The organism is Bradyrhizobium sp. (assembly GCF_035484855.1).
Lineage (GTDB): Bacteria > Pseudomonadota > Alphaproteobacteria > Rhizobiales > Xanthobacteraceae > Bradyrhizobium.
In genome coordinates this window covers 1-12,723 of the sequence record NZ_DATHOP010000190.1, presented here as the reverse complement: position 1 = coordinate 12,723, position 12,723 = coordinate 1, and the positions used below count along the sequence as shown (strand labels likewise).

The following is a 12,723-nucleotide window of genomic DNA, read 5'->3' as shown; positions in this document are numbered from 1 at the left end:
CAATAACAACTGAACGGTAACCCCGGATCGGATAAGATCGCTTTCGTGTCACCACCTCCGACGATTCTCGTGTTCGATTCCGGCCTTGGCGGCCTCACGGTGTTGCGTGAGATCGTGCGTGCGCGGCCTGATGCGCACTATGTCTATGTCGCCGATGACGCGTTCTTTCCCTATGGCCACCACGGCGAGGAAGAGATCATCGCGCGCGTGGTGCCGCTGGTCGGCGAATTGATCGCCGCGCATGTGCCCGATCTGGTCGTGATTGCCTGCAACACGATGTCGGTTTCGGTCATGAGCCATTTGCGGGCCGCCTATCGCGTGCCCTTTGTCGGTACCGTGCCTGCGATCAAGCCGGCCTGCGCCGCCTCGAAGACCAGGCGGGTCTCGGTGCTGGGCACCAAGGCCACCGTCAAGCGCGAATATACCCAGGCATTGATCCGGGATCACGGCCAGGGCTGCGAGGTGACGCTGATCGGATCGGCGGAGCTTGCCTCGCTGGCGGAAGCCGCCCTGAACGGTGTCGAGGTGAGCGACCGCGAGATATTCGACGAACTGGCGCCCTGTTTTGTCGGCACCGGCGCGACCGATCCGGCGCGCACCGACACCATTGTGCTGGCCTGCACGCATTATCCGTTGCTGTTGGACCGGTTGGTGCGGCTCGCGCCGTGGCCGGTCGACTGGATCGATCCGGCGCCGGCGATCGCGCGGCGGGTTTCGGATTTGCTGCCGTCCGCCGGCACCGAGGCAGATCACGCCGGGGCCGAAATGATCTTCACGTCGAAGCGGCCGCACGCGCTGAGCCACGCCTTGATGCCATTTTTCGGCGGCCGTGTTCCCGTGTGAAGCGGCGATTGACGCTTTCCGGCCCGTGGCCGCGCTGCTAGCGTCATCTGCGACCGCCCTTCAACGCCTTAGCGAACGGAGCATGGATTTGACGCCGCCTGCGCCTGCACCGCTGAACCGCCTGCGCGAATCATGGCGGCAGGGGCGTCCGACCTTTGGCGCGATCGCGACCATCCCCAGCATCCAGACCGTGCAGATCATGGCGCGTTCCGGGCTCGACTGGATCATCGTCGACCTCGAGCACGGACCGATCGATCTTTCCTCCGCGCATGCGATGATTGTGGCGACCTCGGGCACGCCCTGCGTGCCGCTGGCGCGGATCGCCGCCAACGAGCCATGGCTGGCGAAGGCGCCGATGGACATCGGTGCGCTCGGCATCAATTTCCCGATGATCTGCAGCCGCGCCGATGCCGAAAAAGCCGTGCGCAGCGTGCGCTATCCGCCGCGCGGCGAACGGCTGTGGGGTCCCTTCCACGCCCCGTTCCGCTGGGGCGTCTCGATGGGCGACTACATGGCAACCGCCGACGACGACATGATCTGCATGATCACCATCGAGCATGTCGAGGCCGTCAACCGTATCGACGAGATCATGGCTACTCCCGGCATCGATGTCGCGGTGATCGGCCCCGGCGATCTCGCGACCTCCGTCGATAAACGCGGCCTGATCGACGATCCCGAGGTGCAGGCGCTGATGGCGCGCGCCGAGGCCGGCATCCTCAAGAGCGGCGTCCCGATCGGCGGGGTGGCGCGCACCGCCGAGCAGGCCAACCAGATGATCGAGCGCGGCTATCTGGCGCTGGCGCTCGGCTTCGACTGGTCGCTGTTTCAACGGGGCATCGTTGCGAGTTTTGCGGGCATTCGGCGCTAAATCCGGCGAATTGTCGAAACAAGCTGCTGAAAATACTTGGAATTTGTCTCGTCGCCGACCCCGGCCACTCGGCTCGCTCAAGCCCTGGCCGCACAAGCATCTGGCGTCAGTCCCCCAGGTTCGTGCTAGATCAGATGCCGGCGAGCGGAGCCATCCAGTTCGCCGGTTTGCGGTTGCGGGAACTCGAGTGAAACGATGCGCGGAACGGTTCGAAAGATTTCCCTGTCCCGCCGCGTCATCATCGACCTCATGCGCGCGTCGGCAGACGTCCCGTTCGTCGCCGTCCGCCGGACCCTCTCCATCGGACGGCTGGCCGCCGCGCGAAAAAGTCTGCGCAACCGGCCGGCCTGGGCCGCGATTTTCGCCAAGGCGTTTGCGATCCTGGCCGCCGAACAGCCGATCCTGCGCCGGGTCTATCTGAAATGGCCGTGGCCGCACTTCTACGATTTTCCCCAAACACTTGCCATGATTGTCGTGGCGCCTGACGCAACCCCCGATGGCGTGTTGCTGTTTCCCGTCAAGGCGCCCGATCTGACCTCGCTGGCCGAGGCGGATGCCATGATCCGGAGCGCGAAAAGCCAGCCCATCGAGGCGACGCCGTTCTTCCGCAAGACCATGATGGTGACCCGCCTGCCCCAGCCGCTCCGGCGGCTCGCCTGGGCCATCGGCCTCAATTTCGGCCGCCAGCGCGGCAACTATCTGGGCACGCTTCTGGTCACCTCGGTCGCAGCCTTCGGCGGCGGTGAAGTCGAAGCGCTCGGCCCGCAATCCTTCATCCTCAGCTATGACAAGGTATCGGACGATGGCACCATCGACGTGATGATCCGCTGGGATCACCGGATCGCCGACGCCGCCTTTATCGGTGGCGAGCTGTCGCGGCTCGAGCAAATCTTGAACAATCCGCTCTCCGATGAGATTCTGGCGCTGGTCGCAAATGAGCGGGCTACAGCCGCTCCGACGCTCACCAGGCGGATCGACCCCGGTCTGGCGAGCGGAATTTCCCGGGAATTCACCAACACAACCTGACCGGCCGTCGAGCGCTTGACGGAGATGCAACAATGGGGCTAGCCGCCGACCGATGAAGACCTTACGTGGACGCACCGCATTCGTCACCGGCGCCGCCTCCGGAATCGGTCGCGCGATCGCGATCGCGCTGGCGCGCGAGGGCGTCAATGTCGTGCTCACCGACCACGATGTCGCGGGGCTGGAATCGACCCGAGAGGAAGCGGCGAAACTTGGCGTGGGCGCAACGACTGCCGTTTGCGACCTGACGCAGCCCGAGGAAATCACTGAGCTGCTGGACCGGCTGTTTTCAGCCGGTCCGCTGCACATTCTCGTCAATTGCGCGGGTATCGCGCTCTATGGCCAGCAGCGCTCGGTCAAGGACAGCGACTGGCGCAATCTCATGGCCGTCAACCTGCTCGCGCCCATGCAAATCACCACCCATCTGATGAACCTGCTGGCGCGCGCCGACGAGGCCCATATCGTCAACATGTCGAGTATTTTCGGCCTGGTCCCGGTCCGCGGGCTTGCCGCCTATCAGGCCAGCAAGTACGGCCTGGTCGGCTTTACGCTGGCGATGCGCAACGACTATCACCGCAACAATTTCGGGGTCAGCGTGATTTGTCCGGGCCTGGTCAAGACGCCGATGATCGAGCCGGACGGTCCCTCAAAAATCTATTCCAAGATGCCGAGGATCCCGGCGTGGCTGTTTACGACGCCGGAGCGGGTCGCGCACGCCACCGTCGAGGCCATCAAGCGCGACCGCGGGTTGGTCATCGTCACCTTCGCCGCGCATGTGATGTGGTACCTCAACCGCTTCTTTCCGGGGCTCGTCGACCTCCTGAATCGCGAGGGATGGCGATCGCGCGGCGCCATCATCCCGGAGGATGAGATGCAGAAGCTGCCGTAACGGCCGGGTCAGCGCTCGCCTTGCATATGCCCGACGATCGCCAGCAGGACCGCGCGGGGAAGCAGCCGGGTCACCATCGCAGCGAATTTGGCGCCGAAGCCTGGCACGCAAAGCGCGTGCCCTGCCTTCATGGCGTCCCAGCCGGCGCGGGCCACCGCATCGGCGTCGAGTTTGTGTATTCCCTTGAACAGCGCCGTCTTGTCGGCTCCCGCACGCGCCAGAAACGGAGTCCGTAACGGACCCGGGCAAAGGCATGTCACGGTGACGCCGCTATCCCTGACTTCACCCATCAGCGCTTGCGAGATGGAAAGCAGGTAGGCCTTGCTCGCGAAATAGACCGCCATTCGCGGTCCCGGCGCAAATCCCGCCACCGATCCGACGTTGAGGACGGCGCCGCTCTTGCGGGCGACCATGGCGGGCAGGAATCGCAGCATCAGCTCGGTCGCCGCACGGACGTTGACGTCGATGATGGCGAGCTGGCGCTCGCGATCCAGTTCCGCCGCATCGCCGAACAGGCCGAAGCCTGCGTTATTGACGAGGATGTGGCAGTATAAATCGAGGGTTTTGAGCTCACGCGCGATGACTTCACCCGCATCGGGCGCGGTCAGATCGATCGCCAGGACCACGGCAGATCCGCCCGATCGGTTGATATCGGCCGCCAGCAGGTCCAATTCGGGCCTGGAGCGCGCGATCAGGACCACGCTCGCCCCATCAGCGGCCGCCAATTTGGCAAATTCCGCTCCCAGACCGGAAGATGCCCCTGTGACCACGATGGCTGGCTGCATGAAGGCGACCCGTTTTTCGGACATCGGAGGCCTGCCGAGGCATCCCACGGCCCTCTCTTACCGGCCGGATCGCCGATTTGACAGTCGGACCGATAATGCCTAGAAACCGCCTGCTCGCGGGCCGGTTTCGGCCCGCGATGCGTTTCGCGACCCGCGGTCCGTCTCCTCAAGCTTTGGGGGCTGGACCTGTCGGCACCGGGAACTTCCCGGCGCACAGGAGGGCGCGTTTCCTCAAAACCAACCTTTAAAGAGGACGCGATGACCAAGCGCAGTGAGGCGAAATACAAGATCGATCGCCGTATGGGCCAGAATATCTGGGGCCGCCCGAAGAGCCCCGTCAACCGCAGGGAATACGGCCCCGGCCAGCACGGCCAACGCCGCAAGGGAAAACTTTCCGACTTCGGCGTGCAGCTGCGCGCCAAGCAGAAGCTGAAGGGCTACTACGCCAATATCAGCGAGCGCCAGTTCCACGGCGTCTATGTCGAGGCCGGCCGGATGAAGGGCGATACCGGCGAGAACCTGATCGGGCTGCTGGAGCGCCGTCTCGACACCGTGATCTATCGCGCCAAATTCGTCGCCACCATGTTCGCCGCGCGCCAGTTCATCAACCACGGCCACGTCAAGGTGAACGGCCGCCGCGTCAATATCGCGAGCTACAAGGTGAAGGTCGGCGACCTCATCGAGGTGAAGGAATCCTCCAAGCAGCTTACCCACGTTCTGGAAGCGATCCAGCTTTCCGAGCGCGACGTGCCCGATTTCCTCGAAGTCGATCACTCCAAGATGACGGCGAAATTCGCCCGCATCCCGGCGCTGTCGGACGTGCCGTTCCCGGTGCAGATGGAGCCGCATCTGATCGTCGAATTCTATTCGCGCTGATTTTGTCGGCGGTGAACGAGATCGAAGGGCCCCGGTTTTGCCGGGGCCTTTTTGTGTGCTATGATTCAGGGATGTCGAAGACGATCGATATGCCAGCACGCATGATGCCGTCGGCCACGCCGACCGAGGCGGAACTTGCCGCGTGGGCGGACTTGCCCCGCGACGAGCAGGTGCGTCGCTACCAACAGCTATTCCAGCACCCGGATTGCAACACCTTCACAACCGATACGCCAGACGACATTCTTGCCGCTGCCAGGTTGCGAGTCGCCGCGCGCCGCCATGGCTGAATACCGGCTTAGTCATCGTGCGCGCGCCGACCTGATCGACATCTACGATTTTACCGAAAGCAAATTTGGGGCGTATCAGGCCGATGCTTACCACGCCGGCTTGGTTCGTTCTTGTGGACTTCTTGCCGACTTTCCCCGGATCGGCCAGCCGGTTGACGAACTGGCACCGGACTATCGACGCTTCCGCTTTCAATCACATCTGATCTTCTACAGTGTTCAGCCGGATCACGTCGAAATTCACGCCATCATTCATGGCGCCCAAGACATCCGACCACGACTTTTCGAATAGCGGTGAGACCAGCCATGACCTACACCCCTCCCCCTCGCAATCCCAAATCGCCGCCGGTCCGCATCAATCTCCTTTCCGACACCCAGACCCGGCCGACGCCCGGGATGCGCGAGGCGATCGCACGCGCCGAGGTCGGCGACGAGCAGATCGGCGACGATCCGGCGGTGAATGAATTATGCGAGCGCGTCGCCGGCCTGCTGGGCAAGCAGGCCGCGGTGTTCATGCCCTCGGGCACGATGTGCAACGTCGCGGCGACCCTGGTGCATTGCCGGCGCGGCGACGAAATCCTGGCGCATGAGACCGCCCACATCATCGCCCGCGAAGGCGGCGCCCATGCAGCCCTCGGCGGTTTCCAGATCATGCCGCTGCCGGGCGCGGACGGCCAATTTTCACCCGACGCCTTTCGCAGGGCGTTGCACCCGCGCAGCCGCTATCAGCCGCCGCAGGCCGTGGTCAGCGTCGAACAGACTGCCAATATCGGCGGCGGCACGATCTGGAAGAAGGCCGCGCTCGACGAGGTCGTGCAGATCGCCAAACAAAGCGGGCTTGCCACCCACATGGACGGCGCGCGGCTGCTCAACGCCTGCGTTGCGACGGGGATATCCGCGCAGGACATGGCGGCGGGTTGGGATTCCGCCTGGATCGATTTCTCCAAGGGTCTCGGCGCACCGGTCGGCGCTGTGATCGCCGGCAGCAGCGATTTCATCGACGAGGTCTGGCGCTGGAAGCAGCGGCTCGGCGGCTCGATGCGCCAGGCCGGCATCTGTGCCGCGGCCTGCACCTACGCGCTCGACCATCATGTCGATCGGCTGGTGGAGGATCACGCCAACGCCCGCGCGCTGGCGCGGGGGCTGTCGCAGATCGCAGGCATGGAAGTGCAAGAGCCCGAAACCAACCTGGTATTCTTCAAACCCGATGGCGCAGGCGTCAGCGGCCAGAAAATGGTCGAAGGCCTCGGCCGGCGAGGCGTGCTGCTCGCCATGATGGACGGCCGCATCCGCGCCTGCACCCATCTCGACGTCACGGCAGGCATGATCGAGGAAACGGTCACCCTGGTGCGCGACATTGTAAGGGGGGCTTAGTCTCTCATGACCCCGTCATTGCGAGGAGCCAACGGGTCCGGCCCTTGGCCGGCCCGATGATAAACTCCGCGACGAAGCAATCCATATTCTTGCCGCTGCAAAGATGGATTGCTTCGCTTCGCTCGCAATGACGGAAGTGGCGCTATCTACTTCTCCAGCGCCTGGTAGACCATCCCCTTCAGTTCCGTCTCGATCCGTCCGCGCTGCGACGGCGACTGCATCATGCAGATCGTGAACATGTCGTCTTGCGGATCGATGAAGAAGAAGGTGCCGCCGACGCCGTCCCAGCGGTATTCGCCGAGCGGCAAATCTGTTCCCGGCTCGTGCGAGGTCCGTACGGCGAAGCCGAGACCGAAGCCGCTGTCAGCTCCCGGAAAATAGTAATAGTCGCGCGCGATGTTCGTTTCCGGTCCGATATGGTCGGAGGTCATCAAGGCCACCGTCTCCGCCTTGAGGTAGCGTCGGCCGTCAAGCGAGCCGCCGTTGAGCAGCATTTGCGCAAAGCGGGCGTAATCACCGATCGTGCCGATCATGCCCGCGCCGCCGGATTCCCAGCGACGCGGCGTCATCGGATCGTGAATTCCGGCCACCGGGCTGACAAAGCGATCGTCGGGCAGCGGTTCGGCGATCAGGGCGCGCTTCGTCTCGTCGGTGATGTAGAAGGCCGTATCCTTCATTCCCAGGGGATCGAGCAGCCGCTGTTTCTCGAACTGGAACAGCGACTGCCCCGACACCACCTCGATGACGCGGCCGAGTACATCGGTCGAATGCCCGTAGTCCCACAGCGTTCCCGGCTGTTCGGCCAGCGGCAGCTTTGCCAGGCGATCGGCAAATTGAGCATTGTCAAAATCGCCTTCGTACAGGCCGGAATTCGCGTAGAGCTTTCGCACCGTGCTGTCGCCGTAGAAGCCATAGGTGAGGCCCGAGGTGTGGCGCAGCAGGTCTTCGATCGTGATCGGCCGCTGCAGCGGCTCAAGCACCAGCTCGCCGCCTTCATCCGGCTTTTCGACGCCAACTTTGGTGTCCGCAAATGCCGGGATGTATTTTGAGAGGGCATCGTCGAGCTTGAGCTTGCCGTCCTCGACCAGCATCATGGCTGCGACCGAGGTGATCGGCTTCGACATTGAATACAGTCGGAAGATGGTGTCCGGGCTCATTGGAATTTTGGTTGCGACGTCGCGCAGACCAAAACTCTGGAAATAAACGGGGTCGCCGTGCTGCTGGACCAGAATGACGGCGCCGGGAATCTTGCCGCTTGCAACCTCATTGCGGAAGTAGTCGCCGATCCCCTGCAGCTTCTGCGGCGAAAAACTCGCCAAAATCGGAGCGGGCGTTTCCGCGCTCCCGGCATCGGGTCGCCCGGCCGCGAGCGCGACAATCAGAAGCCCGAGCGCGGCAAGGCCGCGCCGCCATCGTGAAAACCCGTCAGTTCTCCATCGCTTCATAGATCAGTTTCTTCACCATCGGCTGTATCTTCTGCCGCTCGGACGGGGTCTGCTCCAGCAATACGAAAAACATGTCCTGCTTGTGGTCGACCACGAAAAGGCAGCCGCTGGCGCCGTCCCATTTGATCTCGCCCAGCGAGCCCGCCGGCGGCGGTTTTGCATTGCCCGGATCGGTACGGACGCCAAAACCGAGCCCGAAGCCGAACCCGTCGCCGGGGAAATAGAAAAAGTCGCGCCCGACCCCTGAGGTGGCGCCGATATGGTCCGAGGTCATGTTCTCGAAGGTTTTGGGGCTCAGATATCGCTTGCCGTCGAGTTCGCCGCCATTGAGCAGCATTTGCGAGAAGCGGGCGAGGTCCGCGAGCGACGAAACCATGCCGCCGCCGCCGGATTCCCACTTCATCGGGACGTCGGCATAACCCGTAAAGCCGACCCGGAAGTCGCTATCGCCAGGCATCGGCTTGGCGATCAATTTTTGCTTGTCGGGATCGGTGACATAGAAGGTCGTCTCAGACATGTGCAACGGATCGAGCAGCTTTTCCTTCTCGATCCCGAGCAGGGATTTCCCCGACACCACCTCCATGATCCGGCCGAGAATGTCGGTCGAGTGGCCGTAGTCCCACAGCGTGCCCGGCTGTTCCGCCAGTGGCAATTTGGCGATCCGCTCGGCAAACTCGGCGTTGTCGAAATCGCCGTCATATATTTTGGCGTTGCGATAGGCCAGCCGCACCATGCTGTCGCCATAGAAGCCATAGGTGATTCCGGAAGTCTGGGTCATCAGGTCGAGAATCGTTACCGGCCGTTTGGGCGCCACCAGGTCCAGCGTCTTGGTGCCGTCGGCGGCTTTGTTTTCGACGCCGACCTTCACATTGGCAAAGGACGGAATGTATTTCGCGACGGGATCGTCGAGCTTCAGCTTGCCCTCTTCGATCAGTTGCATCGCCACCACTGACGTGATCGGTTTCGACATCGAAAACAGCCGGAAGATGGTGTCATCCGTCATCGGCTGCTTGGTCGCGACATCGCGCACGCCGAAGAATTCGTGGTAGACCGGCTTGCCGTGCTGCTCAATCAGGACGATCGCGCCGGGGATCTTGCCCTGCGCGACCTGGTCGCGGAGATAGTCGCCGACCCGCTCGAGTTTTTGCGGGTTGAAATGCGCACCGGCGGGAATATCGAAGGTGCCTTCGGCGCCAGCCGATGACGTCGGCGCGATCGCGAGCCACACTCCGCAGGCAAGCAACCGCAATGCATCGCGTGAATTCATGTCCCCTCCCGCAAAATCCTGCCGACAGAGTGTAGCGGCCGGTTCAAGGGGCACAAGGCCCGCCAACCACGTCCCTCGGCCGCGGCCGGTCTATTTCGCGACATCTGCGGAACCCGGATCGTGATATATGCCTTGTGCCCATGGGAGCACCGCCGGATGATCAAGCTGATTTCAGCTCCAATACGAGGCCTGATCCGATTTCCCCTGGTTCAGTTCGCCATCGTGATCGCAATCATTCTCTGGCTGCAGGCCGCAGACGACAAATCGATATTCGGCGAAATCTTTGCCGGCCTCGACAAACTGGTCGAATCCACTGTGGAGATGGTCTCGGCGATTTTCACTGTAAAATCCTTCACCCGGTCCTGGCTCACATTTGGTTTCATGATCGCCTATGTCTACCTGGCCGGATCCTTCATTCTCTGGCTTGCGCGCCTTTTGGCCATTGCGGCCATTGATTTTGCCGGGCGTCACAACCTGTTCTACCTGCGAAGCGCGATCGCGCGCGAGCGCGGGATCGGGGCTTACCGCGCCTGGGTGCCCTTGGAGCGAATCAGGCCTGATCACATTTCCCAGCGAGACTGGGAAGAGGCTTTCGCCTGGCCGGCGGACAACAAGCCGCCCTACCCACCGCTCGGACACCGCATGCTGCGCGCGTTACTGTTCTACGCGGCGATGATCGTGATCGCCGCCTGTCTGCTGCAGTTTCTGACGCCATTTCCGGTTCTGACCTGGATTTTCGGCTGGCCGGCGCCGAAGCCGTCATGACGGCTCAATCGGCGCACGGGCTGCCGAATTCGGCCATCGCCTCCGCGTGCAGGGCGGCGCTCTCCTTCGAGAAGCAGCAGAAGATCACCCGGGAAACCGCGGGCGCCGCAGCCAGTGCAGTCACCGTCGTCTTAACCGCGATCCGCGCGGCGCGGTCGGCGGGGAAACGATAAATGCCCGTCGAGATCGCGGGAAACGCGACGGAGGCGAGGCTGTGGCTTTGGCACAATTCGACGGCGCTGGTGTAACACGAGGCGAGCGCGGCATCTTCGCCGTGGCTGCCCTGATTCCAAACCGGACCGACGGCATGAATCACATGCCGTGCCGGCAGCCGATAACCCCTGGTAATTTTGGCGCCGCCGGTCATGCACCCATTCAGGGTGCGGCATTCGGCCAGAAGTTCAGGTCCGGCCGCGCGATGGATCGCGCCATCGACGCCCCCGCCGCCGAGCAGCGAGGTGTTCGCCGCGTTAACGATGGCGTCAACGCGAAGCGTCGTGATGTCGGCGACGATGACTTCCAGCCGCGCCGGGCCGATCTGGCATGCCGCCCGATTCAGGCGGAGGCCGCCGCGCTGACCGTGACGCCCTTGTCGGCAAACAGCTGTTGCAGTTCGCCGGCCTGGAACATCTCGCGGATGATGTCGCAGCCGCCGACGAACTCGCCCTTGACGTAGAGTTGGGGAATGGTCGGCCAGTTCGAATAGGTCTTGATGCCGTTGCGCAGCTCGGCGGATTCCAGGACGTTCAATCCCTTGTAGCCGACCCCGACATGGTCGAGGATCTGCACCACCTGGCCGGAAAAACCGCATTGCGGAAACTGCGGCGTTCCCTTCATGAACAGCACGACGTCGTTCGACTTCACTTCGTTGTCAATGAATTGCTCGATGCTCATCTTCGCTTCCTTTTGGGGCGTGCCCGCTGGCGGCATAGCCTTCCGGGCCGGCCGGCCCGACAAACCCGACATCTCATATATGTACCCCAAACCGTTGTGCATCCAAAGTAAAATGGCGAGGAGCTGGCATGCGCGGGGCCGATCGTCCCGGAGGCGCGCGAGGCTCGGCCATCGACCCCGCCCATGGGCTGATGGTGCCAATATCATGGTCCAGGGAGGCTTTTTTCCCGGACGGAAGCCCCTATCTAGGACAGGCTATTCTCGGGGAACCCGCCGGCTGGAGCGACGTTCTCCTGCGAACCGGAGACTACCGTGACGAAAACAGCATTTGCTGCGGCCACGCTTGCCGGCCCTTGCCCGTCATTGTTCTCCGATTCCGGCAATCTTGCCCAGAATCTGGTGGAAGCCTATCTGGCTGTGCGGAACGAGACCGAGCGCCGCGCCGCCCCGCTTTCGCCGGAAGACCAGCTGATCCAGTCGATGCCGGACGCGAGCCCGGCAAAATGGCACCGCGCCCATACCACCTGGTTTTTCGAACAATTTCTGCTCGGCGAGCACAGCGAGGGCTATGCGCCCTACCATCCCGATTACGCGTTCCTGTTCAATTCCTACTACGTCAGCGCGGGGCCGCGTCACGCCCGCCACCGGCGCGGCGATTTGACCCGGCCGAGCGCCGATGAGATCACCGCCTACCGGCGCCACGTCGATGCAGCGATCGTAAAATTCTTTCGCGAGGCCCCCGACGACAAGTTGGCCGCCATCGCTCCCCTCGTGGAGGTCGGCCTCAACCACGAACAGCAGCATCAGGAATTGATGCTGACCGACATCCTGCATGCGTTTGCGCAAAATCCGATTCCACCCGCCTACGATGCCTCCTGGCGCTTTCCTTTTTCGACGCGCTCAGGCGAGGAGTGGGTCGATCTCAATGAGGGCATCCACAGCATCGGGCACCCCGGTGACAGCTTTCATTTCGACAATGAAAAGCCGGTCCACCGTGCGCTGGTCGGTCCGGTCCGGCTGGCGCGCAACCTCGTCACCAACGCCGAATGGCTCGCCTTCATGGCGGACGGCGGTTACACGACGCCGACGCTCTGGCTGATGGATGGCTTTGCGACCGCAAGCGCCGAACAATGGCAGGCACCCGGCCACTGGCGCGAGATCGACGGCGAGTGGCACATCATGACGCTCGCCGGGTTAAAACCGTTCGATCCGCAAAGCCCGGTCTGCCATGTCAGCTATTACGAGGCCGACGCCTTTGCGCGCTGGCACGGCAAGCATCTGCCGACCGAGATGGAATGGGAAGTCGCAGGCCGCGCCGGCCAGCTCAACGACGCCTTCGGCATCGTGTGGCAATGGACGCGCAGCGCCTATTCGCCCTACCCCGGCTATCGCGCGATCGAGGGCGCGCTC

15 protein-coding genes are annotated in these 12,723 nt (G+C 63.0%); 10 read left to right on the top strand and 5 right to left on the bottom strand.

Features of this window, described 5'->3' with window-relative positions:
• Window positions 1-45: 45 nt before the first annotated feature.
• From murI to VK804_RS21440, 4 genes are all read left to right on the top strand, one after another.
• Entirely contained in the window at window positions 46-843 is a 798-nt protein-coding gene (murI, locus tag VK804_RS21455) for a glutamate racemase (RefSeq protein WP_325373955.1), read from the top strand.
• Window positions 844-925: 82 nt separating this feature from the next.
• A complete protein-coding gene (locus VK804_RS21450) occupies window positions 926-1,711 on the top strand; it encodes an HpcH/HpaI aldolase family protein (RefSeq protein ID WP_414642826.1) in 786 nt (261 codons plus the stop codon).
• A gap of 195 nt (window positions 1,712-1,906) precedes the next feature.
• Window positions 1,907-2,737 carry an acyltransferase gene (locus tag VK804_RS21445; protein ID WP_325373954.1) on the top strand — a complete coding sequence of 277 codons (831 nt, stop codon included), beginning with the start codon at window positions 1,907-1,909 and terminating at the stop codon, window positions 2,735-2,737.
• Between the two features lie 52 nt (window positions 2,738-2,789).
• Complete coding sequence (locus VK804_RS21440) at window positions 2,790-3,623, top strand: SDR family oxidoreductase (protein ID WP_325373953.1); 834 nt, start codon at window positions 2,790-2,792, stop codon at window positions 3,621-3,623.
• Between the two features lie 8 nt (window positions 3,624-3,631).
• Here VK804_RS21440 and VK804_RS21435 read toward each other — a convergent pair whose 3' ends face one another.
• Window positions 3,632-4,432 carry an SDR family oxidoreductase gene (locus VK804_RS21435; RefSeq protein WP_325373951.1) on the bottom strand — a complete coding sequence of 267 codons (801 nt, stop codon included), beginning with the start codon at window positions 4,430-4,432 and terminating at the stop codon, window positions 3,632-3,634.
• Window positions 4,433-4,666: 234 nt separating this feature from the next.
• On the opposite strand from VK804_RS21435, the gene rpsD reads away from it, so the two are divergent.
• The 4 genes from rpsD (at window position 4,667) to VK804_RS21415 (ending at window position 6,942) form a co-directional block, all read left to right on the top strand.
• Complete coding sequence (gene rpsD, locus VK804_RS21430) at window positions 4,667-5,284, top strand: 30S ribosomal protein S4 (RefSeq protein ID WP_325373949.1); 618 nt, start codon at window positions 4,667-4,669, stop codon at window positions 5,282-5,284.
• A gap of 71 nt (window positions 5,285-5,355) precedes the next feature.
• Window positions 5,356-5,571: a hypothetical protein gene (locus tag VK804_RS21425; RefSeq protein WP_325373947.1), complete on the top strand. Its 216-nt coding sequence runs from the start codon at window positions 5,356-5,358 to the stop codon at window positions 5,569-5,571.
• Complete coding sequence (locus VK804_RS21420) at window positions 5,564-5,860, top strand: type II toxin-antitoxin system RelE/ParE family toxin (RefSeq protein ID WP_325373945.1); 297 nt, start codon at window positions 5,564-5,566, stop codon at window positions 5,858-5,860. The genes VK804_RS21425 and VK804_RS21420 overlap by 8 nt, the downstream gene beginning before the upstream one ends.
• A 14-nt stretch (window positions 5,861-5,874) precedes the next feature.
• The gene (locus VK804_RS21415) at window positions 5,875-6,942 is read left to right on the top strand and encodes a threonine aldolase family protein (RefSeq protein WP_325373943.1); all 1,068 of its coding nucleotides are present in this window, start codon (window positions 5,875-5,877) and stop codon (window positions 6,940-6,942) included.
• A gap of 146 nt (window positions 6,943-7,088) precedes the next feature.
• Here VK804_RS21415 and VK804_RS21410 read toward each other — a convergent pair whose 3' ends face one another.
• Window positions 7,089-8,387, bottom strand: a complete 1,299-nt coding sequence (locus tag VK804_RS21410) for a serine hydrolase domain-containing protein (protein WP_325373941.1) — start codon at window positions 8,385-8,387, stop codon at window positions 7,089-7,091.
• Window positions 8,368-9,654, bottom strand: a complete 1,287-nt coding sequence (locus VK804_RS21405) for a serine hydrolase domain-containing protein (protein WP_325373939.1) — start codon at window positions 9,652-9,654, stop codon at window positions 8,368-8,370. The genes VK804_RS21410 and VK804_RS21405 overlap by 20 nt, the downstream gene beginning before the upstream one ends.
• Window positions 9,655-9,810: 156 nt before the next feature.
• On the opposite strand from VK804_RS21405, the gene VK804_RS21400 reads away from it, so the two are divergent.
• Window positions 9,811-10,419, top strand: coding sequence for a hypothetical protein (locus tag VK804_RS21400; RefSeq protein ID WP_325373937.1), 609 nt, complete (start codon window positions 9,811-9,813; stop codon window positions 10,417-10,419).
• 4 nt (window positions 10,420-10,423) lie between these two features.
• Here VK804_RS21400 and VK804_RS21395 read toward each other — a convergent pair whose 3' ends face one another.
• A complete protein-coding gene (locus tag VK804_RS21395) occupies window positions 10,424-10,978 on the bottom strand; it encodes an O-acetyl-ADP-ribose deacetylase (protein WP_325374074.1) in 555 nt (184 codons plus the stop codon).
• Window positions 10,975-11,313, bottom strand: a complete 339-nt coding sequence (gene grxD, locus VK804_RS21390) for a Grx4 family monothiol glutaredoxin (RefSeq protein ID WP_325373935.1) — start codon at window positions 11,311-11,313, stop codon at window positions 10,975-10,977. The genes VK804_RS21395 and grxD overlap by 4 nt, the downstream gene beginning before the upstream one ends.
• A gap of 312 nt (window positions 11,314-11,625) precedes the next feature.
• On the opposite strand from grxD, the gene egtB reads away from it, so the two are divergent.
• Window positions 11,626-12,723: ergothioneine biosynthesis protein EgtB (gene egtB, locus VK804_RS21385; protein ID WP_414642825.1), on the top strand; the 1,098-nt coding region annotated here is incomplete at its 3' end.